Source organism: Herpetosiphon sp. (genome assembly GCF_003512625.1).
Classification (GTDB): domain Bacteria; phylum Chloroflexota; class Chloroflexia; order Chloroflexales; family Herpetosiphonaceae; genus Herpetosiphon; species Herpetosiphon aurantiacus.
Map to the genome: position 1 here is coordinate 15,665 of NZ_DOPT01000027.1, position 24,849 is coordinate 40,513.

A 24,849-nucleotide genomic window follows, 5' to 3' on the forward strand; every position below is an offset into this window, starting at 1 on the left:
AAGGTTGAGAATTTTCATAACCCAAGGGGGAAACGACGATGTTTAGTCCCGAGCAGTTAGCTCAGATGCGGGCGGCGCAGGAGCGCTGGAATGATGAAACGCTGGCTCCGACACTGCAGAAAACTCCCGAACGTCCGGCGTTATTTAGCACAATTTCCAGCGAGCCGATTCAGCGCTTGTATACCCCGCTCGACATTGCCGACACTGATTATCAGAAGGATATTAGCTTTCCTGGTGAGTTTCCCTATACCCGTGGGATTCACCCAACTGGCTATCGTGGCAAGCTCTGGACGATGCGCATGTTTGCGGGGTTTGGCACTGCCGAAGAAACCAATGCTCGGTTTAAATATCTGCTGAGCCAAGGCCAAACTGGGCTTTCGACGGCCTTCGATATGCCGACGCTCTATGGCCGTGACACCGATCATCCATTGGTCGAGGGTGAGTTTGGCAAATGTGGCGTGGCCGTCACTTCGTTGGCCGATATGGATATTTTGTTCGATGGCATTCCACTCGATCAAGTAACCACTTCGATGACGATTAACTCGCCAGCTGCAATTATTTGGGCGATGTATATTGCGGCGGCGGAAAAGCGCGGCATTTCACGCGCCAAGTTAGGTGGCACGCTCCAAAACGATATCCTTAAAGAATATGCCGCCCAGAACGAATATATCTTCCCGATTGCACCATCAATGCGCTTGGTGGTTGATACGATTGAATTTGCTGCCCAACATATGCCCAAGTGGAATCCAGTCTCGGTCAGTGGCTATCATATTCGCGAAGCTGGATCTACGGCAGCCCAAGAGCTGGCATTTACGCTCGGCGACGGCATAGCGTATGTCAAGGCTTGTCTCAAACGTGGCCTGAATATTGATGATTTTGCACCGCGCATTTCCTATTTCTTCAATGCTCACAACGATTTCTTTGAAGAAATTGCCAAGTATCGCGCGGCGCGTCGGGTTTGGGCACGCCAGATGCGTGATGTGTATGGAGCGAAAAATCCTCGTTCGTGGTGGATGCGATTTCACACCCAGACGGCGGGCGTTTCGCTGACTGCCCAACAACCTGAGAACAACATCGTGCGGGTGGCGATTCAAGCGTTGGCAGCGGTGATCGGCGGTACACAATCATTGCATACCGATGCGATGGATGAAGCCCTAGCCTTGCCATCGGAAAAAGCTGTGACCATTGCCTTGCGTACCCAACAAATTATTGCTGAAGAAAGCGGCGTGACCAACACGATTGATCCGTTGGCTGGCTCGTATTTTGTCGAGGCTTTGACCAACCGCATGGAAGCCGAGTGTCTCGATTACTTCCGCCGCATCGAGGAGCAAGGCGGCATGGAAGCGGCTTTGGAAAAAGGCTGGATTCAACAGCAAATCGCCGATTCATCCTATCGCTTCCAACAAGAAGTTGATAGCGGCCAGCGCGGCTTTGTGGGAGTTAACAAATACACCGTCGATGATCCAATTGAAATTCCAATTTTGCAAATGGACCCCGATGGTGAGAACAAACACATGGCTCGCCTCAACAAAGTGCGCAACGAACGCGATCAAGTTCGTTGGGCCGAAGCCATGGATAACCTACGCCAAGCAGCGCAAGGTGAGCACAATCTGATGGAGCCAATTCTGGCGGCGGTCAATGCCTATGCCACGTTGGGCGAAATGTGCGATGTATTGCGCGAGGTATTTGGGGTTTATCAAGAAGTGATGATCGTCTAATAAGAACAACGAGCATAGAGCAAAGAACATCGCGCTTTGGAACTTGCTAAGTTTCGAGTATCATAGACATATGATGAACCTATGCTTAATTATGTTCTATGCTCTTTGTTCTATGCTCTAATTTATGACACAACCTTACTTTTCAACCACACCCATCCACGATCCGCGCGACTTTGTTGGGCGTGAACGTGAGATTGTTCAAATTAACGAAGCGCTGGCGGCTGGTCGCTCGTGTGCAGTGATCGGCCCCCAAGGCAGTGGCAAAACTTCGTTGCTGCACCATATTGGCCAAGCTGTGGCCATGGTGCTCGACGAGCCGCCTCAAGTAGTTTTCCTGAGCCTTGCCCGAGTTAACGAAGCGCGTGATTTGTATTCGCCGATGTTGCGGGCGCTGCGAGCCAATGGCGACGATGAACTCAGCCTAACCCAAGCCTTTCACGAAGCGACAACCCCACCGATGTTGCTATTGCTCGACGATTTGGAGTCGGCGGGTATGGGTTGGATTGGGGTAGTTCGTAGTGCGCTGCGTGGCTGGGTTAACGAGGGCTTTTTGCAAATTGTTGCTGCTAGCAGCCAACCGCTTGATCAGATTGCTGCTGATTGGCAAAGCACGCTCAGCCAAATAACCCTAGCGCCCATGCCTGAACGCGAAGTCCGTAGTTTGATCACGACCCTGACCCAAAGTACCAACTTGAATCCCGATCCCACCACGATCAGCCAAGTGATTAAATTGGCGGGCGGGTATCCAGCAGCAATCAAATTAGCATTAGAGCTTTGGGCGCATTCGCAAGCCACCACCCAATTTGATTGGCAACAGATGTTTCGTGAGCAACAGCAAGCCGCCTATGCTGGCAGTTCGGCTGCTGGTTATAGCACCGCGATTGAAAGCGAAGCCTTGCCAACCAAGGTGAAACAACATCCAGTTCAGCCGAGCAAGCCCGCTGCTAAGCCCGCAGAACCCCAACGCCCGCGCAGCTACAAAGCCGACGATCCCAGCGAATTTTTGATTATGCTGATTTTATTGTCGTTGGCGGTGCTGATTGGCTATTTAGTTGGCTCATGGCTGGGCTGGTTTGTGGCTGGCTTGATTATGCTGATTTGGATTGGTTTGGCTCATGCGATGGTACGCTGGCGTGGCAACGGAGCACTCAGCCATATCTATGTACGAGCCACACGCTGGTTGCCCGTGGTGGGCCGCTTTGCCCCCAAATAATTCCCACGCATGCTGATTGGCACTAGGACTAAGAACCTACTACGTTCTGGTGAAAAACTATGGTATTATCAGCCGCAGTTAGGCGAACCAAAGGCTCACACGCTTAATTCAACATCCTAGAAATTGAACTGTGCTGGTTAGCAATCATCATTTGCTGCCGACTTTGCGAAATATGGTACAATCGCATTTTTAGAATACTCGTAAAGCTCGCAAGCGATGATATTGCACAACAAGGAGGTTGGCATGAAGCTGGAGCGTAATTTGGGGTTTGATCTCCAACGGGCAACCGAAGCGGCTGCGTTACGTTCAGCCCGCTGGATGGGTCGGGGCGATAAGAACGAAGCTGATGGTGCGGCGGTCGATGCGATGCGGTTTGCCCTCAATGCCACCGATATGGATGGAATTGTGGTGATCGGTGAAGGCGAAAAAGACGAAGCACCCATGCTCTACATTGGCGAGCAGATCGGCAACGGCAGCGAACCACGGGTTGATATTGCGGTTGATCCAGTTGAAGGCACGACCTTGCTAGCCCAGGGCATGCCGGGGGCAATTGCGGTCGTCGCAGCAGCCGAACGTGGCAGTCTATTCAACCCACCAGGGATCGTCTACATGGATAAAATTGCCGTTGGCGAATCAGCCAAGGGCAGTATCGATATCAACGCTTCGGTTGAAGACAACATCCGCAGCGTTGCCAAAGCACTTAAAAAACGGGTCGAAGATGTAACGGTCATTGTGCTTGATCGGCCTCGCCATCACGATGTTATTGCGCGGATTCGTGAAATGGGAGCGCGGATTAAACTGATTTTGCATGGTGACGTTGCAGCCAGCCTCATGCCGAGCATGCTTGAGGCTCCCGCAGATATTCTCATGGGCATTGGCGGAGCACCCGAGTCGGTGATTTCGGCCTGCGCCATGAAGTGTACTGGTGGCGAGATTCAGTGTAAGCTCTGGCCGCGTAATGACCGTGAGCGTGACCTAGCCCGTCAGAACGGCTTGAATCTCGACAAAGTGTACACGACCAACGATTTGGTACAAGGAGACAATATTTTTTGGGCGGCGACGGGAATTACGACCGGAGATTTTCTCAAGGGCGTACAATTTTTTGGGTGGGGTGCTACCACTCACTCGTTAGTCATGCGTTCGGCCTCTGGCACAGTACGCTACATCGAGTCTCGTCACCGTTGGGATAAATTGATGCGGATTTCAGATTTGCCGTTTGCCGAGCACTAAATATACCGTCACTGTTTGCGTTAGAAATTGCTTAAAATCGAGCAACGTCATGCTAAAAAATGGCGTTGCTTGCTTTTGTCAGTCGTGGTATACTGCGTGCGACGCATTTGGGAATCCCCTTCCAGCGTCACATTCACACATCTCCAAATAGCAGCCAACTTTTTAAAACGCAACTGATTAGTTACATCCCCTCACAAGATCGCTTCCCATTGTGGGCACGTCCGTGAACGCATGGTTGTGCGGCATATTGGCTGAACTATGCTATTAGTTCGCCACGCAACGCCATTGATTTTTTGAAGAGGTCGGATGATGCACGCCCGCTGTAAGAATTCATCGTAGGAGGATAGCACGGTGGTCAACCTTGCTGATTTAGAAAACAAAACGTTGAGCGACCTCCAAGAAATGGCTCGGGAACTCGATATCTCTGGCTATAGTCGCCTCAAGAAACAAGACCTCATTTACAAATTAATTCAGGCTCAAACTGAACAAGCAGGCAATATTTTCAATACGGGGATTCTCGATATCGTTTCTGACGGTTTCGGGTTTCTGCGCAGCGACCGTATGTTGCCTGGCCCCGATGATGTGTATGTCTCGCAAACTCAAATTCGCCGCTTTGGCCTCCGTACTGGCGACCGCATCTCCGGCCAGATTCGTCCTCCCAAAGAAAGTGAACGCTATTATAGTTTGCTGCGGGTTGAATTAGTGAATGGTATGGACCCTGAGCAAGCTCGTAAGCGCCCCCATTTTGAAAAATTGACCCCGATTTTTCCCAATGAACGCTTTATTTTGGAGACTGAGCCGCAAATTCTTTCAACTCGTTTGGTTGATTTGATTGCGCCAATCGGTCGCGGTCAGCGTGGGCTGCTGGTTTCGCCCCCCAAAGCTGGTAAAACGATGCTGATGAAGGCGATTGCTAATGGCATCACCACCAATTATCAAGATGCCCATTTGATGGTCTTGTTGATTGGCGAGCGTCCCGAAGAAGTCACCGATATGCGCCGCTCAGTCCGCGGTGAGGTGATTGCTTCGACCTTCGATGAGCCAGTTGAAGATCATACCAAAGTTTCTGAAATGACCCTCGAACGAGCTAAGCGCTTGGTCGAAGGCGGCCAAGATGTGGTGATCTTGATGGACTCTATCACCCGTTTGGCACGGGCTTACAACTTGGATATGCCACCATCAGGCCGAACCTTGACTGGTGGGATCGACCCAGTGGCCTTGTACCCTCCAAAACGCTTCTTTGGTGCTGCCCGTAACATCGAAGGCGGCGGCTCGTTGACAATCATTGCTACCTGTTTGGTCGATACTGGTAGCCGTATGGACGACGTGATTTACGAAGAATTCAAGGGTACTGGCAACATGGAATTGCACTTGGATCGGCGCTTGGCTGAACGCCGCACCTATCCGGCAGTCGATATTGCCCGCTCTTCAACCCGTCGCGATGAGTTGTTGCTCTTGCCTGAGCAATTGCGCCAAGTTTGGACGTTGCGCCGTATGGTCAGTATGTTGGGCGAAAACGAAGGCACTGAATTGGTGCTGACGCGCATGTCCAAAACCCGTACCAACGACGAGTTCTTGCTCACTCTCAACAAGAGCCTCTAGAATTCGATTAATCGATCCCCTCACCCCAACCCCTCTCCCATGCGCGGGCGAGGGGCTTTTTGATCCACGAAGGACACGGAGCTACACGAAGAATATTTTAGCCACGAATTACACGAATTACACCAATGCTAATTATTTTAGCCACAGATTCGCACAGATTTTAATGATTATGCAGCTGTACCCAATGTGATTACTACATTTCCGCAACCCATTCTGAATCCTGATCTCTGAATCCTAGCCCTTGCTATTTTGCCTTTTGCCTTTCCTAGAATATTTTAGCCACGAATTGCACAAATTACACCAATGCTAATTATTTTAGCCACAGATGCACACAGATTTTGATAATTGGGCTGCTGTTCCCAGCCTGTTCGCTACATTCCTGCTGCCCCTGCTGAATCCTGATCTCTGAATCCTAGCCCTTGCTATTTTGCCTTTTGCCTTCTGCCTTTTGCCTTTCCTATGCTACTCTGTGGCATGCGAATTGCCGCAGCATTTGGCGAAAAACAACTAGCAGAGGAACTCTATGTTCGATTGGATTCAACCTTACTTACCACCTACAAATAGCGCTTCTTACTATATTCTGCGAGGTACACTGACGTTTTTGGTAGTGGCTGTCGCCGCCCGCGCGATTAGCATCATCATTCGACGAGCTTTTCTCTCGAATGCCCAATTGCTCCGCCATAACCTCAGCGAACGCCGCCGTAAGACCTTACGCTCCTTGGTTTCGTCACTGACCAATGGCTTGGCGATTTTGATCTCGCTGTTTTTGATTATGGGCATGTTTATTCAGCCCAGTGCCTTATTTACCTTTTTGGGCTTGTTTAGTGCGGGCTTGGGGTTTAGTGCGCGGCCTTATGTTAGCGATTTTCTGGGCGGAATTACGCTGCTGTTTGAAGATCAATTTGCCTTGGGCGATAAAGTTGAGATTGGCGATCGCCAAGTGGTGGGGTGTGTTGAGCGCATTAGCTTGCGCATGACCTATATTCGCGGTGAATCGGGTGAGCTTTGGCTGGTGCCTAATGGCGATATTCGCACCATTCGCAATTTTACCCGTGGCAAATGGTCGCCAGCCAGCATCAAATTGACCGTGCCAACCACCAAACTTGATGAAACCATGATCGTGCTACACCAAATTATCAGCGATCCAGGTGATGATGTGATTGAAACGCCCGAAATCATCAGCGAAGATGGCGAAATTGGTGCAGTCACGACCACGATTACATTAAAAGTTAAGGCGCGTTACAGTATGGCTCCGGCTGTGCGTGAGCGTTTGATCACTCAACTTCAAGCGGCGTTAACTGAGCACCATGTGTTGGCTGCGGATGAAAATCGGGAATAGCATCGCCAGTTAAGGCATCGTAGGAAACTGCATCGGCAGGCTCGCGCAACAGTGATTTGACCCGTGGCCAAAAGCCACGGAAAAACTCTGAGCGGCGATAGCGTTGCAAATCACGGCCTGATTCCCAAGTACTCCAGGTTGCAAAGGCGGTTGGGTCGCCCGTTTCACGTAAAAGCGATAAGGCCAAACAGCCTTCTTGATGGCGAATTGTTGGCTCGCATTCAGCATAAAATGCAAGAAATTCTGCTACATGTTCGGGTGCAAATTTTAACCGAACTAAGCGCACAACCATTGGCGTAGCTCCTTATTGGGAATTGACACAAAAAGAGGTGGCCGTAACCACAACGCTATCTTAGCATGCTTAGCCCGCATCCAATGCAAAAACTGCACCATCGTAGGCGATCAAAACTTCGCCCTTGAAAATTGTGGCAACTCGTGCCAGCACCTCAGCTTCGGGTGCGGTATTGATCGGGCTGTAGTGGGTCAGAATCAGACGTTGGACTCCAGCATTTTGGGCGGTGGTAGCGGCTTGCTCAGGTGTTGAGTGGGTATCGAAGGGCGTTGAAACAGTGCATTCATGAATCAAGGTATGCGCATGATCGCTTAATTCAACCAGTGCAGCGCATGGCCCACTATCAGCACCATACACCAAACTGCCTTGGCCTGTTTGATCGATCCGCAAGGCGAGGGTTGGGCGGCTATGGTAGGTTGGGGCTGTAGTGAGTGTCGCGCCTAAATCGAAGGGTAATTCGACCTTGCCACCAGCATCATCGAGGGTTTGAAATTGGGGCTTAATTGCGTGAATGCCTAAATCGGCGGCTTGCACGACCGCCTCTGCCGTAGCAATCGTGCGCGAATTACCAAACACGAGCAATTCGCCGTTGTGTTGAGCCAGCCACAAATGCAGCAACAAACTGGGTAAGCCCATCAAGTGGTCGGGGTGATTGTGCGAGATGAAGATTGCGCGGAGTTGACGTGGATCAAGCCCATATTTGAGCATTCGGCGATACGGGCTACCACCACAATCGAGCAAGACTAGGCCAGCCGCGCTTTGCCAAACATAGCCACTATTTTCACGCTCAGCATCGGGAAGTGCCGTGCCAGAGCCAAGCACAATCAAATTACTCATGCGGACCTCCTTTGGTCGTGCAATATACGCAGATAGCGCAGCAATTAGTATAATAGGCCATAAAAGACCCGACAAGGGTGCAAAACTCACATTTTGCAGCCACTATAGGAGCCAGTATGGACGCACTCTCTGCAATGATGCAGCTTTGGTTGGGCGGGTTATTGGTCGCGTGGGCACTGGTGTTGCTTGGTGGATTTGTGCTCGGCAAGCCGAATGCTGAGGGCACGCGCCGCATGACGCTGTGGGGGCGTTTGGGGTCATCGGCAATTTTGGTGGTAGCAGCTTGGAGTTGGTGGTGGCAACTGCGTGCGCAGCATAATTTAACTGCCTTGTTACTCGCGCTTGGCATGAGCTTAGGCTTTGTGGGCGATTTATGCATGGCCCAAGTCTTTCCGCTTAAAAATTATGTCTTGGGTGGCATGAGTGCCTTTGGGTTGGGCCATGTGGCTTATATTTGGGCTGGTCTACGCATCGAAAGCTTCAATGTGCTGAGCTGGTTGATTTGGTTGATCGTGGGGGCGCTTGGCTGGTATGTAGTGGTTTGGCACGATAGCTCACGTAGTCGTTTGCATCAAGTTGCCTTGCCCTATGCGTTGTTGCTGGCAAGCACGACAGGCATTGCAACTGGTGTAGCCTTGGAGCAACTGTCAATGCTGACATTTGCCTTCGGCGCAGCGCTGTTTTTGCTCAGCGATTTAATTTTGGCAACCCAATTGTTTAATGATGCCCGTTGGCGCGGAATTGGCGATGTGGTTTGGTTTACCTATGGCCCAGCCCAAGCACTGATTGTCTATAGCATGGCTTGGTTGTTGTAACCAAAGACCTTGATAAGCCATAATTTATGCGCACTAAATAGAGTTTCAAGTAAGATCTTTATCCGATTGATGCCCATCAATTGTACTTTAGGGGGTGCAGGGGGATGAAAACCACCTGCGTTTCCCTCCGGCGGAGGGACGGAAGGGTGGCGAAGCTTGATTCGATCAACAATCCAAAAGCCATAATGTTACAGTTATGGCTAATTGACATTTGGCAGAACGTGCTACAATGATCATGCTCTCGACCAATTTGGCGGGAAGCACTGATTGGTTTTCTGGTTTCAAACACCACTTGGATCGCACCCGACCGAGATGGTAAGTACACAGTGATGTGCTTAGTTGTCCTCGGCTGACGCGATTCGGCGTTGCGGAGGTTTTTTTATGGCTTTTTCCGCTCGACCGACAGTCGGCATTTTGGGCGCAGGCAAGGTTGGCACGGCCTTGGCCTTGGCCTTACAACGAGCCGATTATTCGATTGTCGGCGTTAGCTCCCGTTCACCTACTTCGGCTCAGGCTTTAGCCCAAAGCCTTGTATGCCCCGTGCTCGTACCCAACCAATTATTTGCCCAAGCTCAATTGATCTTTCTGACGATTCCTGATGATCATTTAGCCACTACCGCCCAAGCCTTGGCTGATGTGCTCGACCATGGCACTGGCATTGTGGTGCATTGTTCAGGAGCCTTGACCAGTGCCGTTTTGCAACCATTGCAACTGCGTGGTTGGCAGGTTGCTGGTTGCCATCCATTGGCTCCCTTTGCTAGCCGCACAACGCCTTTGCCCCCAGCAATTACCTGGGCAATTGAAGCTGAAGCTGATGTGTATTTAGTGCTGGCGGAATTAGTTCAAGCAGTTGGTGGCACTCCACGCCCAATTCAAGCCGAGCATAAGGTGCTTTATCACAGTGCGGCAGTGCTTTCGGCCAACTATGCCATTATGCTAGCCGCCCGAGCAGTCGATTTATTGCAACTTTGTGGTTGGTCGAGCCAAGAATCATTGCAAGCACTCGTGCCTTTATTGCGCGATAACGTTGAAAATTTGGCTCGCGTTGGCCTGCCCCAAGCATTAACTGGCCCATTGGCTCGTGGCGATTATGGCACGGTCGAGCGCCATCTCCAAGCCTTAGATGCCAATGCCCCTGATATTGCCAGTTTGTATCGCGCCTGCATCGAGGCGACTCAACCATTATTAAGAACATAGATGGAATGATTCATTAGATTAACAACAACCAGCATGCCCTCACCCCCTGACCCCCTCTCCCGCACGCGAGGCGAGGGGGAACCATCCCTCCCCTCGCTCGCCGCAGTGGGAGAGGGGTTGGGGGTGAGGGAACCCAATCTATTTTCGATAGTTCAACATATGCAACCAAGCAAAGGAGCTACCATGCGTACACAATTGAGCGATATTCAACGGATGAAAGATCGGGGCGAACGCTTGGTGATGGTTACGGCCTACGATTACACCAGTGCCCAACTGGTCGATCGCACCGATATTCCCTTAATTTTGGTTGGCGATTCGCTGGGGATGGTGATTCAGGGCAATAGTTCAACTGTGCCAGTAACGATCGATGAAATGGTTTATCACACCAAAGCTGTGATGCGGGGCAGCAGCAAAGCCCTAGTTGTTGGCGATTTGCCATTTTTGAGCTACACCAGCCCTGAACAGGCCATCCAAAATGCTGGCAAATTGATGCAAATTGGTGGTTGTGGCGCGGTAAAGCTCGAAGGTGGCGTGAATCTGGCTCCCACCGTGCGCCGCTTGGTCGATTTGGGCATTCCGGTGATGGGCCATTTGGGTTTTACCCCACAATCAGTTAATCAAATTGGCATGCGGGTGCAGGGCAAAACCGTGGCCCATGCCCGTCAGTTGCTTGACGATGCCTTGGCGCTTGAAGCGGCTGGAGCCTTTGCGATTGTGTTGGAGTTAATTCCAGCAGCCTTGGCCAAGGCGATCACGGCTCGCTTGCATATTCCGACGATTGGCATTGGGGCGGGGGTCGGTTGTGATGGCGAAGTGCAAGTTTGGCACGATATTTTGGGCTTGTATAGCGATCATCTGCCGCGCCACACCAAACGCTATGCCGATTTGGGCAGCACAATTGAGCAAGCGCTGACGCAATATGCCCACGAAGTCCGCGAACGCAGTTTCCCAACTGCCGCTAATAGTAGCGTAATTGATGCCAATACCTTGGCCGAAGCGCTGGGCGAACAAACCGTCAGCGTTGGAGCAAGTGCCAAAGTCGCTGTCTAAATAAGCGTTAAATCAAATGTCCGCTGATTAATCCCAGCGGACATTTGTTGTTTAATTGAATAATTCAGCGACTGATTCAATAATTGCGGTTGGGCGATAAGGATAGCGCTCGGCATCAAGGCGGGTCATCATGCCTGAAAGTACCAAGGCTGTACGCATGCCTGACTCGGTTCCGCCGATAATGTCGGTATCCATACGGTCGCCGATCATCATAGCTTCGGCAGCGTGCGAGTCGATGGTGCGCAAAGCGGTTCGCATCATCACGGGGTTGGGCTTGCCCACAAAATAAGCTTCGGCGTTGGTGGCAGCGCGAATTAACGCCACAACTGCCCCACATGCGGGCAAAATTCCGCGCTCCGATGGCCCCGAAACATCAGGATTGGTGCCAATCAAACGTGAGCCAGCGGCGACAAAACGCACAGCTTGGGTGATGCGCTCAAAACTATACGAGGTGGTTTCGCCAATCACCACATAATCGGGATCGTGCTCAGTCATGGTGTAGCCAACATCGTAGAGCGCATTGGTCAATCCAGCTTCACCAATCACAAAGGCTGTACCATTCGGGCGTTGCGAATCGAGAAATTTGGCGGTAGCGAGGGCTGAGGTATAAATATCTTCAATTTCGAGCGGCAGGCCGATGCGAGCCAAACGAGCCTGTAAATCGCGAGGAGTATAAATTGAATTATTGGTCAAAACTAAAAATTTACGGCCTGAAGCCCGTAGCCGACCCAAAAACTCCGGTGCGCCAGGGATAATTTGTGCGCCGTGAACTAAAACCCCATCCATATCGCATAACACGGCGCGTACATCATCAAATTGATTCATCTTAAGCCTCCCAAAACAAAGTGCGGGACGATAGGCCTATTATAATCCGAAAGGATGAAGGATGAAGGATGAGGGATGAAGATTAAAAGCTAACGGAGAACAGAACAAGAGCTGAGGCTATTGGCTGATGGCTTTTGGCTATCGGACTAATAGTTGGGATTCCCAATGATCTCTCCAAGCCAAAAGCCCATAGCCTATTTCCTTCGTGCTCTTTGTGCTCTTCGTGGATCAGAAACAGCCCCTAGCTTCTGACCCCTAACCCTTAATCATGAATTTCATCGCTATCGTTGCTGGGCAAGCGGCGGGCGACCTCGACTTCAAGGTTACGCAAACGATACAGAATTTCTTCGTTGATTCGGCGATTGTTGCCGCTGAGGTCGGCCAAAATCCCAATGAAGAAGGTCAAAATGCCGACAATCATAAACACCCCGCCAATAAAAACTGATTGCAAATAGCGGGTATAGGTCTGATTAGGATCGATCAGGTAGTAGATCATAAAGCGTAGCAGCAGGCCGCCGCCAATGAGCAAAAATGGCAGGGCAAAGTAGGTGAAGGTTTTGAGTGGTTCATATTGGGCATAGGTACGGATAATCGTCGCGCCTTGGCGTTTGACGAAATTGAAATTGCCGCGATGTAAGCGTGAAGGGCGAGTTGGCTTGGTGGTAATCGCCACATGATCAACATTTAAGCGACGTTTGCCAGCCTGAATTAAATTTTCAATCGTGTAGGAAAATTCGCTAGTGACATATAAACGCAAGCCAGCTTCTTTGGAGTAGGCTCGAAAACCACTGGGCGCATCGGGCACATCGGTATCGGAAGCAACGCGCACAACCCAACTGCCAACCCGTTGCAAGAGCTTCTTTTGGGTTGAGAAATGCTCAACATTTTGGGTTTGGCGATCGCCAATCACAATATCGGCCTTGCCCTCTAAAATTGGCTTGATCAACTCAGGAATCGCCGAGCCTGGGTATTGATGATCGCCATCGGTGTTGACAATAATATCAGCGCCAAGTTTTAATGCGGCATCCATGCCCGATTGAAAGGCGGCTGGTAGGCCTTTGCGTCCACGATGGCGTACAATATAGTTAACCCCTAGTTCACGAGCGACCTCAACCGTGCGATCAGTTGAGCCATCGTCGATTACCAAGGTTTCAAAATGCACATTCGGTAAATCCAAGGGAATATCATTCAACACATCGGGCAGGGTTGCTTCTTCATTCAAACAGGGAATCTGAATAATCACCCGCCATGGATGGCTACGAGTTGGCTCGCTTGGTTGAATATAGGTTTCACTCATTGGCATCGTGGCCATGTGCTTGGCCTTCCTTTATTTGGTAGTTGTTCAGCAAATCGGCAAATTTGGATCAATTGGCCCAATAGTAGCACGAATTTTAATCGTCGGTGCGATTGGCCCACACTGATTGCAGTACAACCCAACTTGCAGGATGGGTGGCGATTCGGTATTCGAGGTAGCCCAACATGTCGCTGGCAACCCGTGCTGCTGCTTGATCGGGCGTTTCATGGGCTAAAACCTGAAAATGTTGGATTGGCTCGGCCCGAAAGAATGAGCGATGATCATCAAACCAGCCACAAGTACCCACGACCACTGGCCAGCCGCGTAAAGCCAAGCGAGCTGGGCCAATTGGCACATCGGCTGGCTCACCAAAAAACGGCAACTTAATTGATTGAGCCGCCAGATCGCGATCACCTGCTAGCACCACTAATTTTTTGGCACGTAACGCCTTGAGCACTTCACGCCCAGCGTTTGGCCCCAGCACAATCAATTCGCCGCCATGGGCTGCGCGTAATTCCTTGACAAGTTCCAAATGTTCTGGTGGCTCGATTGCCTCAACAACCAGTACAACTGGCAAGCCATGAGCCGCTAAAACCGAAAGGCCAGTGCTAAACGAGCCAGTATGCGCGACGATGACTAAGCCGCCAGTTTCAGTTAATTGGCGTAAGTGTTCTAAACCCGAATGCTCGAAGCGTTGGCGCAGTTGCTCGGAACTCCAAGCTGGAAGCCGCACCAGATCGGCATAATGGCGCAAGGAGTTTGCCAGCACGCGCGATTGCAAATACCAACGAGCCAAGCCTTGGGTTTTTGGAGCAATCCGCTTGAGGTTCGAACGGGTGTTATGGCGCAAGCGAGGGATAGCCAGCAAGCCGACCCCTAAAAGATCACAGGCTGCATCGACCAGCCAATTAGGGAGTCGCGGCAGCCAACGCATCGCCAATCGAAAGAATGGTAGTGTGTTCATAATTGTTTAGAGCATAGAACAAAGAGCATAGAGCATAGGGCTTAGGTGTAATGGTTCATTAGATTGATAATCCATGACATGCCCTTACCCCCAGCCCCTCTCCCACTGCGGCGCGAGAGGGGAGCACGCTTGGAGCGGTTCCCCCTCGCCTCGCGTGCGGGCGAGGGGGTCTCAGGCATGGTTGCCAACCAACCATTAGGTTCTTTGTTCTACGAACTCCTATTCGCCAGCGATAAAGCTTTCGGTGCGGCGATGGGCTTCGTCATCGGTGTATTGTTCAGGTGGGGTTTTCATAAAGTAAGATGAAGGTGCGTACAATGCGCCACCAACCCCACGATCAAGCGCCAACTTCGCACAGCGAATTGCATCGATCACCACGCCAGCCGAGTTAGGCGAATCCCAAACTTCGAGCTTAACTTCGGCGTTCAATGGCACATTGCCAAAGGTTGTGCCTTCCATGCGGATGTAACACCACTTGCGGTCGGTCAACCAAGGCACATAATCGCTTGGGCCAACGTGCACGCTATCGGCGGGCAAGGCATAGGGCAATTGGCTGGTAACAGCGTTGGTCTTGGAGATCTTTTTCGATTCCAAGCGTTCGCGTTCAAGCATGTTGTAGAAATCGGTGTTGCCGCCGAAATTCAATTGATAGGTGCGATCCAAGCGCACGCCCCGTTGCTCGAACAAATTGGTCAGCACGCGGTGGACGATGGTTGCGCCAACTTGCGATTTAATATCGTCGCCGATAATGGGCAAGTTCTTTTCTTCGAAGCGTTTGCGCCAGTATTCTTGGCTGGCAATAAAGACGGGTACGCAGTTGATGAAGGCGCAACCAGCTTCGAGAATTTGCTCAACATACCATTTGGTGGCCATTTCTGAGCCAACTGGCAAGTAGCTGATCACAACATCGGTTTTGGTGTCGCGCAGAATTTTCACAATATCAGCGGTCGAGCCAGGCGCTTTTTCGATCACTTGTGAAAGATATTTGCCCAAACCATCGTGGGTCATGCCGCGATAGACAGGCACGTTCAAATGTGGAACTTCGGAAAATTTATAGGTGTTGTTGGGTTCAGCAAAAATCGCCTCAGATAAATCCTTGCCGACCTTGGTAATATTAATATCGAAGCCAGCGGTAAATTCGATATCGCGAACGTGATAACCGCCAAGGTTGACGTGCATCAAACCTGGTACGTGATCGTCCTCGTTGGCATTTTTGTAAAACTCAATCCCTTGGACGAGCGACGAGGCACAGTTGCCCACGCCGATAATGGCTACGCGAATTTTCTTACTCAAAACGACACAACTCCTTAAAAGGCTGAACGAAAGCTCTATCCAAGGAAAAATTGTACTCCAGTTAAAATCCATTGGCAAGGAAACATAGCAAATTGCACACCTTGATCAAGCTGTGCGCATCGAAAGGCTGGTTTTGGCGGTTTGTCGCTTAACTTAGCGCCAAATTGGCCAAAATTTGGTAGTTGAACAAGCGTTGTAATCGATGCCAATCGCCATCAAGGCCATCGCGGCGTTGACAGACAACAAAGAACGACTGACTGTCCAAGGGATGAGCTTCGATTATCAACGAGCTACGGCGAATTGCTGGAAATTGCGGTGGTTGCAGCGCATCGCCATCAAGCGTGCCATAGTTGCGTGGGCTTACAAACCCATGCCATAGACGTTCGACATGTTGACAAAACAGCCAAACTGCTTGTTGCTCTAAAAGGGTTCGTTCGTGGGCATTGAACATTCAATGCTCCTTCCTGTGATTGCCATAGCCAAAGCTACGCAGATCAGTAATGAGTGGATGTTGATAATGAGTGGCAATGATGTGGCATGAATATGCTACAATTCGCGTACACCGAACACTCAATTTGATTGCCATTGGTTGTCGTAATGTTACGGCAGCCATCAAAGCTTGCTAGGCAATGATTCGGTAGAACTGCTGGCATATTGAACTTTGGGGTTAGATTGTGTTGCGATGGGCTACGATGAAATCATTAATTGCGCATAAATTAAATCGTTGGTTCATGCTAGCAGCACTTGTGATTATCGTCAATGGCCTCCTTTCGTGGCAATATCTCCAAACGATTCAAGCCAATAATGCTAGTGTGATCGAATCGGAAACCATGACCAATCGTTTGGATCGGCTGTTATCGTTGTTGAAAGACGCTGAAACCGGCCAACGTGGGTTTATTATCACTGGCAGCGAACAATATTTAGCTCCCTACCAAACCGCCCAAACCGAACTCCCTAGCCTGCTTGCTGAGATTGAAGCCTACAGCAGTCAACGCCCATTGTTTATCGAACGCTTACCTGAGCTGAAAACCTTGATCGCTGAGCAGCAACAGGAGCTGAGCACGACGATTGATTTGCGGCGCAGCCAAGGCTTTGAAGCCGCCCAGGCGATTGTGCTGGAAAATCAGGGCAAGCAGCACATGGATAGCATTCGTCAAATTATCGATCAATTGCTTGATCGCGAAAATATTCGGGCGCTTGATAGAGCGGCTCAGACCAAACTCAATGTGCAACGAGCAGGCCTTGCGCTGGCCTTTGCTACTTTGGTTGCCACAGGCTTTGTGATTGGCACAATGGCCTTAACCGAGCGCGATGTGCGTCGCCGTGAGTTGGCTGCCAACGAGTTGCGCAACCAGCGCGAATGGTTTGCAGTTACCCTCGCTAGTATCGGCGATGCGGTGCTGACCACCGATATCGATGGCAAAATTAGCTTTATGAACCATATTGCCACGACGATTACCGGCTGGCCTGAGCAACAAGCGCTTGGTCAATCAATTCATACAGTGGCAGCAATTTTTGATCCAATAACCAAGCAGGAGCTGGCCCATCCGGTCAATACCGCTCTCGCACAGCGTCAAATCGTCACCTTGAGCAATTCGGTGGTGATGCGCCAAGGCAATGGCTATGTGGCAATCGAAGATAGCGCCGCGCCAATTTACGACCGCGAACAGCAGGTGATTGGCGCGGTGATGGTTTTTCGTGATGTAAGCGAACGCTATCGCGATGAGTTTGGCCAACGCTTGTTACGAACATTACATAATCGATTGGCGGCGACGATTGATTTAGCGCAAGTGCTAGAAACCAGCACTGCTGTGCCAACTCCCAGTTTTAGCGCTGCCTGCGGTTTATATTTGCTGCTAGATGCCGATGAAGAGCCTCTGAGCAGCTATAGCAGTGCCCATGAGCCATTGCTCAATTGGCAGCAACACCCAGCTTTTGCCGCCGCGCTAGCTAACAGCCAAGCCCAAATTATCGATCAAGCCTTGCCTGAGCCATATCACTCGGCAATTATCATCCCTTTTCGCGATCAACATCAGCTCAGCGGGGCAATCGTCTTTTTGCACGATCAACATCGATTTGACCAAATTGATGTTGAATTGGCCGAGGAGCTAAGTCAGCGGATGGTCTTGGCGATTGAGCAGGCCTATCTCTATCGTCAAGCCCAAAATGCTGTGCGTTTGCGTGATGTCTTTTTATCGATTGCCTCGCACGAGTTGAAAAACCCATTAACCACCTTGCTTGGTCAATCGCAATTGAGTTTGCGCCGCCTAGAACGACTGAATTTGGTCGATGAGCGACTTCAGCGTTCGCTGCAAGCGATTGAAGCTCAGGCCAGCCGCATGAATAAAATGGTGACCGCCTTGCTCGATGTTTCACGCATCGAAACAGGCCAGCTCGATATTCAGCATGATCAAATCGATTTGGCTCAGCTTTTACAACAATTGGTCAACGATTTAGCCATCACGATCGATCATCACCAGCTTAGTTACCACTGCACGAGCAGCCAGCCTATCCAAGTGGTGGGCGACCCAATTCGCTTAGAGCAAGTATTTGTCAATTTGATCAACAATGCCATGAAATATAGCCCCGAACAAACCGAAGTGCTGGTACGTGCTGATCGGAATGCCCAACAAGCGATCGTCCAGATTCGCGATCATGGCATTGGCATTCCAGCAGAATCGATCCCCAACCTCTTTACCCGTTTTTATCGGGCCAGCAATGCTGCGCGTAGCCATGTAGCAGGGCTAGGCATTGGCCTATTTGTGGTCAAAGAAATTGTCGATCTGCATGGTGGCAGCATTGAAGTGAGCAGCCAAGTTGGCCAAGGTAGCCTGTTCACGGTGTATTTACCGCTGCAAACTGGAAATCCTCAATAAACTTCGATTATTAACGAATATAAACAATATGTCATAGGGGACAATCGCTAATTGTCCCTCTACAATGTCTGCATGGCATGGTACATTTAGTTCCACAAACCGGATACATCATTGAGGAACTAAACATGAATAAGCAACAATATGCCAATATATTTAGCCCAGCTAACCAACAATCATGGATGCCAATCGACGATCAAGCGCATTGGACGATCAAAAACCCCTTGAACTTGCTGATTGTCCTACCAATTGTCATGCTTTTGCTCTCGATTGTCATGGCCTAGATGACAATAACGGCGTAGGACTGGTACAATAGTCTCCTACGCCGTTGTGTTTAATCGACAATTCTGCTAGAGAAAGGCCAACCATGGAATTTCAGCTTGATCGTCAGCACGCCAAACCACTCTATATTCAATTATCCGAACAACTGCAAGAGCGGATTCGGAGTGGCTCGTTGCCAGCTGGCACGAAACTGCCGCCAGTGCGCGATTTAGCTGAATCACTTGGTCTCACCCGTTTGACGGTTCACAATGCCTATAGCGAACTGCAAGCAAGTGGTTGGGTTGAGGCCTACGTTGGTCGCGGCACCTTCGTCGCCGAGCGGATCAAGCCGATTATTCCAGCATATGAGATTCGCCAACGGGTAGTGGATGAGCTACAAACGCCATGGTTTAGCCAAGGCATGTTGGCCGATATGCTACGCTTGGCCCAACAGCCAAATTTAATCTCCTTTGCCCAAGCCGCGCCAGCCGAAGAAACCTTTCCAGTGCGTGAAATTGGCCGCGCAATTCAGCAAGCCCTGCGCGACCCCAGCGCCCTAGGCTATGGCCCAACCCAAGGCGAATTATGTTTGCGCGAAGCGATTGCCACATGGCTGCTCGACCGCAATGTTGTAACCTCGCCCGACCATGTGCTGGTGACAACTGGTGCTCAGCAGGGCGTAGCCTTGGCATTAAAGGCCTTTGTTCGCCAAGGCGATGTGGTTTTGGTCGAGGAGCCAACCTATTTGGGCTTTATCGAGCAGGCTACGGCCTTGGGTGTGCGCTTAATCGGCATTCCATTGGATGATCAAGGCTTGCGGTTGGATATTTTGCAACGGGTATTGTGTGAATACAAACCACGGTTGCTCTATACCGTGCCAACCTTCCACAACCCAACCGGCGTTTGCCTTTCGACCGAGCGCCAAGAAGCCCTATTGCAATTGGCCCAAGAACATAACTTAATTATTTTAGAAGATGATGTCTATGGGCCGCTGAGCTACGATGCTCAAGCACCACACCCAATCAAAGCCCGCGATACTAATGGGCAGGTGGTCTATCTTGGCAGCTTCTCCAAAATTCTAACTCCGGGCTTACGCCTAGGTTATTTGGTTGCCCGTGACGAATTTTTGCACCCGTTGCTGACTGCCAAGCGTGGCAACGATCTCCACTGCTCGCCATTATTGCAACGAGCTTTGGCCGATTATCTTGGCCGTGGTCAGTTGGCGGCGCATTTGCGCTATGTGCGTGAACTCTATCGTGAGCGTCGCGATGCCATGGAACGAGCGTTGAACCGCTATTGTCCCCGTGATATTCAATGGACGCATCCACGTGGCGGGTTATGCTACTGGCTAACCTTGCCCTCTGGATTAAATGGCACCGATATTTATACCGAGGCGATTGAAGCAGGCGTTGGCGTGACCCTTGGCAATGTCTTTTTTCCACAACCGCCACGCAACGCCCACTTACGGCTCTGTTTTGCCACCCAATCACCAGAATTAATTGATCGTGGAATTCGCATCCTTGGCGATGTGCTAACCCGCCATGTCTTGCGTTGTGGTCAACTTGCTGCCCGTGCTTGGCGCGAAACCACCCCACTGATGTAAGTTGGTGAATGCCGAAACAAGGCCGTAACAGTGCTACTCAGCCTCGGTTGATCGATAGATTGCTGGCTTTCAAGGAAGGGAATTTAGGTATGACACTGCGGCAAACGGGCGTTCTCTTAATTTTGGCCTTAGTCTGGGGAGCATCATTTTTATTCATTCGACTGGGCGTAGAAACCATTCCACCAATTACCTTTGTGTTTTTGCGTTTGGCGATTGCTGCGGTGTTAATTTATGCTGTGTTGCGCTGGCAAAAAGTTCAGCTACCGCGTGAGCGCAAACTATGGTATTCACTGGGTTTTGTTGGTTTCGTGAATGCAGCTCTGCCGTACTGTTTGTTTGCATGGGGCGAACACAAAATGGGTACTAACGCCAGCGGCTTGGCTTCGATCTATAATGCGACAACACCCTTGTGGACAGTGATTTTAGCTTTTGCCTTTGTGCGTTCCGAGCGTTTGACGGGCGTGCGTACCTTTGGCATTGTCTTGGGTTTTGCGGGCGTGGTCTATCTCTTTTCACGTTCGATTGGCAATATCAATAGCTTGGATACGTGGGGCCAAATTGCCTGTATCATTGCCTCATCGATGTATGGAATTGGTACGCTGTATGTGCGCCGCAACTTTGGCAGCCTGCCAGCGCTGATTCCCGCCTTTGGTCAAATGGCAAGTGGCGCGATTATGCTTTTGCCAGTTGCGCTCGTGGTTGATCATAATAGTTGGCAAATGCCAAGTTTGGTTTCGCTTGGCTCACTGTTTGGTTTAGCCATTTTAGGCACAGGCATTGCCCAAATTCTCTACTTTTGGTTGGTAAAGCAGGTTGGCGCGGCGCGAACCGCCCAAGTTACCTATATTTTGCCAATCTTCGCGATTTTTTGGGGCTGGCTGTTTTTGAATGAAGCCATTCGCAGCGATATGCTGATTGGCCTCTGTTTGATTTTGCTGGGCGTGATTATTGTCAATGGCAAATGGCCATTTCGTCGTCAGACCGTTGCCGCACCCAGTAACTAATTCGTTGTTGCCTAGTTTAAGGAGTATCTATGTCCACCAATCGTTTTGCCTTTTTCAAAGGGGAAATTGTGCCGATTGCTGATGCCAAAGTCAGCGTGATGAACCATGCCTTGAATTATGGCACAGGCTGCTTTGAAGGCATTCGGGCTTATTGGAACGAAGCCGACGAGCAATTGTATGTGTTTCATTTGCAAGCCCACTACGAACGTTTGTTGCGTTCATGCAAAGTGCTGCAAATTCGCCTACCTTACAGCGCCGAGCAATTGGTTGAGACCACGCTTGAATTATTGCGCCGTGAAGAATTTCGCAGCGATGTCTATATTCGCCCGCTGGCCTACAAATCATTTGAAGGTATTGGCGTGCGCTTACACGATATTAGCGACGATTTTACGATTTGGGCAATTCCCTTTGGCAAATACATCGAAAAAGAAGCTGGCTTGAAAGTTGGCATCAGTTCATGGCGACGGATTGACGATAATGCGATTCCGGCGCGTTTGAAAGCAACTGGCTCATATGTGAATTCGGCTTTGGTCAAGAGCGAAGCCATGCAAAATGGCTTTGATGAAGGGATTGTCTTGACCCAAGATGGCCATGTTTGCGAAGGTAGCGCCGAAAATATCTATGTGGTGCGCAATGGCGTGCTATACACCCCTGGCATTACCGATAACATTCTTGAAGGCATCACCCGCCATGTGATCAAACAACTGGCAACAGAAGAGTTGGGCTTGCAAGTTGTTGAGCGTTCAATTGATCGCACCGAACTGTATGCTGCTGATGAAATCTTCTTTTGTGGCACAGGGGTTGAAGTTACTCCGGTAGTTGAGGTTGATCATCGGGCAGTTGGCAATGGCCAAATTGGCCCGATCTTCAGCCAAATTTGCAGCTTGTATTATGCTGTGACCCATGGCCAAGATCCCAAGCGGCGTGAATGGTGCAGCCCAGTCTATAATTCAGTCTTAGCCTAAATCTTCTCAGCAACGCAAACGCCAGTTCAAACGAACTGGCGTTTTTTATTGGGTCAAAAAAGCCTGCCCCATTGCTGGAGCAGGCCCAAGGGAATACTAAGAGTGTTTAAGCCTAGTTGAAAGGAATACCGTTGTAGTCTTCGCCGGTGGTACCAGTACCAACAGGTGAAGTTACGCGGGCAACCACAATCAATTGAGCGCCAGCGCCTTCAACCACGGCTGAACCACCACCAACACCCATATTGGTTACGCCAGCGTTGGTTGGGTTTGAGCTAGCTTTAGCGCCAGCAGCGATGCTTGGGATGGTGTGAGTACCGAGCAATGCACCAGCACCGCTATAGTACTTGACGGTTACGCTGCTTGCTGCGCTCGTGCCAACGTTTTGGATAGCGATGTAGGTTTGTTGGCCACCTTGAGCTGGGGTCAACCAGCGAACGTATGGCAATGCAGTCTTGGCGCTACCAGCGGTTGCACCTTCGAATGCGGTGTACAAGCCACCACCATTAACTTTACCAACAGCCAAGATTGGTTGGGTTGAGTTGATGGTTGCTGAGCCAGTGAAGTTGGTTGGAGTGGTACCACAAGGATTGAAGCTAGCTTTAGCGCCAGCAGCAATGTTGACTGCGGTGCTTGTAACGTTGACTGGTGAACCAGCAGCGGTACCAACGTAGGTTACAGTCACGCTTGCTGATGAAGTACCAGCGTTTTGGACTGCATAGAACGAGGTGGTTTGACCACTTGGAATCACATAGCTACAGAGGGCAGTTGCCATCGAAACTTTGGTTGCAGCAGCAGTTGATGGGAATGCTTGTGAAGCATAAGCACCAACACCATTGGTTTGCAATTCAAGGGCGGTACCAACGGCGCTACCAGGGTTGCTGGTGCCATTCTTGACAGCCGTTACTTTGACTGAGCCGCTGAAGCTTGCACCCAAGGCTGAAATCGTGCCAGCATCGTAGTAGACTGAGGTGTTTGGCAAGACGTTAGTTGGGTTAGCAGTGTGAACAACTGCCCCAGTTGCTGGATTGATGAATTGAACGGTGAAGTCATTTGCCACTGAGTCGGTGTTTTGAATCACAAACTTGGTGGTGTAGTTTGATGATGCCTTCAAAACCGTTGGAATCAACACGGTGTCTGAGCCGCTTGAGAAACCATTTGACAATGGGCGGTTCTTGACTTGTGAAGCTGCGGCTGGGATTTGCACCAAGGTTGCAGCAATTGGTTGATCTGCTGAGATCACTGCTGAACCATTGAAGGTGGTGCCCAAGCCACTGACTGAGCCAACAAAGTAGGCACCAGCGCCATTAGCAGCCAAGGTTGAGGCTGGGATGGCTGATGGAGTTCCACTTGAGCTGTACACGGTCAAGTTGATGTTAGCAGTACCAGTACCAATGTTTTGGTAGGTGATCGAGGTGGTGAATGCGGTTGCATAGGCATTGGTTTGAGCTGATACGCCCCGACCGCCTACTGCAAAGATTGAAAGCAACAAGGCAACCATCATTGCCCGTACACGCAGCTTCGCAAACGTCATTGATAAACTCCTTTATAAGACCGTTAATCTACCTAAACGCTTTTAGGTATTCCCTTGTTATGCTGGCTATAGTATCACAAGATCCTAGGTTCCTCGCAATACTCCATCTTGGCTAATCGGGGGATTATTGATCGGTTTAAGTGGATTTGGGTTGGTTTGCTGATGGCTTAACAGCATGGTATGCTTGGCAGCGGTTCGTTAACTATTGTTTTAGGAAGTTATTATGGCAATTTTGCCAAAAATTCTGCGCCGTTATGCCAAAAATTCATCGCGAGTGTATCTTGAGCAGTTTGTGCAACAGGCTGCCCAAAGCCTGCAACCGGGCCAACGAATGCTCGATGCTGGGGCGGGCGATGGCGCATATCAGCGCTTTTTTAGCCATGTAACCTATGAGTCAGCCGATTTTTGCCAGGTCGATAAAGCCTATGCAGCGATGACCTATGTCTGTGATTTAGCGGCAGTGCCGGTTGAGTCCGAACGCTATGATTTGATTTTGCTGACTCAGGTTTTGGAGCATTTGCCCAATCCCCAACTGGTATTAAAAGAGATGCTGCGGCTGCTCAAGCCGAATGGCACGCTTTGGCTCTCAGCTCCTTTATTTTATGAAGAGCATGAAGTGCCTTACGATTTCTATCGCTATACTCAGTTTGGCTTCAAGCATCAGCTGACGCAGGCGGGGTTTCAGGTTGAGCAAACGCAGTGGCTTGAAGGCTATTACGGCACATTAGCCTATCAGGCCGACTTAGCCGTGCGCAGTTTGCCGCTCAATCCGCGCTTGTATGGTGGTGGTTTTGCTGGTTTTGGCGGAAGTTTGGCCGCACTGCTGCTTCGGCCAATGCTGGTGGTTACCTCATTGTTATTTAGCCGCCTTGACCTTCAATATAAATACACTGCCGCCGGAATGTGCAAAAATTATGCGCTAATCGCTCGTAAAACTGGCTAA

General features: G+C 50.3%; 22 protein-coding genes. 14 read left to right on the forward strand and 8 right to left on the reverse strand.

Annotated features, from left to right (window positions below; genetic code table 11):
* Positions 1-38 precede the first annotated feature (38 nt).
* The 5 genes from DEF47_RS06260 (at position 39) to DEF47_RS06280 (ending at position 7,102) form a co-directional block, all read left to right on the forward strand.
* Positions 39-1,718 (forward strand): acyl-CoA mutase large subunit family protein, encoded by a 1,680-nt coding sequence (locus DEF47_RS06260; protein WP_012190913.1) that lies wholly within the window; start codon positions 39-41, stop codon positions 1,716-1,718.
* Positions 1,719-1,842: 124 nt separating this feature from the next.
* Positions 1,843-2,931: an AAA family ATPase gene (locus DEF47_RS06265; RefSeq protein WP_012190912.1), complete on the forward strand. Its 1,089-nt coding sequence runs from the start codon at positions 1,843-1,845 to the stop codon at positions 2,929-2,931.
* 243 nt (positions 2,932-3,174) lie between these two features.
* The gene (gene glpX, locus DEF47_RS06270; RefSeq protein ID WP_012190911.1) at positions 3,175-4,161 is read left to right on the forward strand and encodes a class II fructose-bisphosphatase; all 987 of its coding nucleotides are present in this window, start codon (positions 3,175-3,177) and stop codon (positions 4,159-4,161) included.
* A gap of 351 nt (positions 4,162-4,512) precedes the next feature.
* Entirely contained in the window at positions 4,513-5,763 is a 1,251-nt protein-coding gene (gene rho, locus DEF47_RS06275) for a transcription termination factor Rho (RefSeq protein WP_012190910.1), read from the forward strand.
* Positions 5,764-6,286: 523 nt separating this feature from the next.
* Positions 6,287-7,102, forward strand: coding sequence for a mechanosensitive ion channel family protein (locus DEF47_RS06280; RefSeq protein WP_012190909.1), 816 nt, complete (start codon positions 6,287-6,289; stop codon positions 7,100-7,102).
* Here the strand turns inward: DEF47_RS06280 and DEF47_RS06285 are convergent.
* Both DEF47_RS06285 and DEF47_RS06290 read right to left on the reverse strand, forming a co-directional pair.
* Entirely contained in the window at positions 7,038-7,394 is a 357-nt protein-coding gene (locus DEF47_RS06285; RefSeq protein WP_012190908.1) for a putative quinol monooxygenase, read from the reverse strand. The genes DEF47_RS06280 and DEF47_RS06285 overlap by 65 nt on opposite strands.
* 69 nt (positions 7,395-7,463) lie before the next feature.
* Positions 7,464-8,231, reverse strand: a complete 768-nt coding sequence (locus DEF47_RS06290; RefSeq protein ID WP_012190907.1) for an MBL fold metallo-hydrolase — start codon at positions 8,229-8,231, stop codon at positions 7,464-7,466.
* A 116-nt stretch (positions 8,232-8,347) separates the two neighbouring features.
* Between DEF47_RS06290 and DEF47_RS06295 the strand changes: the two genes are divergently transcribed.
* From DEF47_RS06295 to panB, 3 genes are all read left to right on the forward strand, one after another.
* Positions 8,348-9,046 (forward strand): lysoplasmalogenase, encoded by a 699-nt coding sequence (locus DEF47_RS06295; RefSeq protein WP_012190906.1) that lies wholly within the window; start codon positions 8,348-8,350, stop codon positions 9,044-9,046.
* Positions 9,047-9,427: 381 nt separating this feature from the next.
* Positions 9,428-10,243, forward strand: coding sequence for a Rossmann-like and DUF2520 domain-containing protein (locus DEF47_RS06300; RefSeq protein WP_012190905.1), 816 nt, complete (start codon positions 9,428-9,430; stop codon positions 10,241-10,243).
* 183 nt (positions 10,244-10,426) lie between these two features.
* Positions 10,427-11,293, forward strand: coding sequence for a 3-methyl-2-oxobutanoate hydroxymethyltransferase (gene panB, locus DEF47_RS06305; RefSeq protein ID WP_012190904.1), 867 nt, complete (start codon positions 10,427-10,429; stop codon positions 11,291-11,293).
* Between the two features lie 51 nt (positions 11,294-11,344).
* On the opposite strand, the gene DEF47_RS06310 is transcribed toward panB, so the two are convergent.
* The 5 genes from DEF47_RS06310 to DEF47_RS06330 all read right to left on the reverse strand — a co-directional run bounded on the left by DEF47_RS06310 (position 11,345) and on the right by DEF47_RS06330 (position 16,120).
* Positions 11,345-12,118, reverse strand: coding sequence for an HAD-IIA family hydrolase (locus DEF47_RS06310; protein ID WP_012190903.1), 774 nt, complete (start codon positions 12,116-12,118; stop codon positions 11,345-11,347).
* 262 nt (positions 12,119-12,380) lie between these two features.
* Positions 12,381-13,430 carry a glycosyltransferase family 2 protein gene (locus tag DEF47_RS06315; protein ID WP_012190902.1) on the reverse strand — a complete coding sequence of 350 codons (1,050 nt, stop codon included), beginning with the start codon at positions 13,428-13,430 and terminating at the stop codon, positions 12,381-12,383.
* A 79-nt stretch (positions 13,431-13,509) separates the two neighbouring features.
* On the reverse strand, positions 13,510-14,346 hold the full coding sequence (locus DEF47_RS06320; RefSeq protein ID WP_041304645.1) for a lysophospholipid acyltransferase family protein: 837 nt from the start codon (positions 14,344-14,346) through the stop codon (positions 13,510-13,512).
* A 249-nt stretch (positions 14,347-14,595) separates the two neighbouring features.
* Positions 14,596-15,669 (reverse strand): inositol-3-phosphate synthase, encoded by a 1,074-nt coding sequence (locus DEF47_RS06325; protein ID WP_041304643.1) that lies wholly within the window; start codon positions 15,667-15,669, stop codon positions 14,596-14,598.
* A gap of 148 nt (positions 15,670-15,817) precedes the next feature.
* On the reverse strand, positions 15,818-16,120 hold the full coding sequence (locus DEF47_RS06330; protein WP_012190899.1) for a hypothetical protein: 303 nt from the start codon (positions 16,118-16,120) through the stop codon (positions 15,818-15,820).
* 241 nt (positions 16,121-16,361) lie between these two features.
* Here DEF47_RS06330 and DEF47_RS06335 point away from each other — a divergent pair, with 241 nt between their 5' ends.
* From DEF47_RS06335 to DEF47_RS06355, 5 genes are all read left to right on the forward strand, one after another.
* The gene (locus tag DEF47_RS06335; protein ID WP_041304641.1) at positions 16,362-18,545 is read left to right on the forward strand and encodes a CHASE3 domain-containing protein; all 2,184 of its coding nucleotides are present in this window, start codon (positions 16,362-16,364) and stop codon (positions 18,543-18,545) included.
* Positions 18,546-18,670: 125 nt separating this feature from the next.
* A complete protein-coding gene (locus tag DEF47_RS06340; RefSeq protein ID WP_287045029.1) occupies positions 18,671-18,826 on the forward strand; it encodes a hypothetical protein in 156 nt (51 codons plus the stop codon).
* Between the two features lie 83 nt (positions 18,827-18,909).
* Positions 18,910-20,406, forward strand: a complete 1,497-nt coding sequence (gene pdxR / locus DEF47_RS06345) for a MocR-like pyridoxine biosynthesis transcription factor PdxR (RefSeq protein WP_012190897.1) — start codon at positions 18,910-18,912, stop codon at positions 20,404-20,406.
* Between the two features lie 89 nt (positions 20,407-20,495).
* Complete coding sequence (locus tag DEF47_RS06350) at positions 20,496-21,410, forward strand: DMT family transporter (RefSeq protein ID WP_012190896.1); 915 nt, start codon at positions 20,496-20,498, stop codon at positions 21,408-21,410.
* A 29-nt stretch (positions 21,411-21,439) separates the two neighbouring features.
* Entirely contained in the window at positions 21,440-22,375 is a 936-nt protein-coding gene (locus DEF47_RS06355; RefSeq protein ID WP_012190895.1) for a branched-chain amino acid transaminase, read from the forward strand.
* Between the two features lie 112 nt (positions 22,376-22,487).
* Here DEF47_RS06355 and DEF47_RS06360 read toward each other — a convergent pair whose 3' ends face one another.
* Positions 22,488-23,906: a hypothetical protein gene (locus DEF47_RS06360; RefSeq protein ID WP_012190894.1), complete on the reverse strand. Its 1,419-nt coding sequence runs from the start codon at positions 23,904-23,906 to the stop codon at positions 22,488-22,490.
* 223 nt (positions 23,907-24,129) lie between these two features.
* Here DEF47_RS06360 and DEF47_RS06365 point away from each other — a divergent pair, with 223 nt between their 5' ends.
* Positions 24,130-24,849, forward strand: coding sequence for a class I SAM-dependent methyltransferase (locus DEF47_RS06365; protein ID WP_012190893.1), 720 nt, complete (start codon positions 24,130-24,132; stop codon positions 24,847-24,849).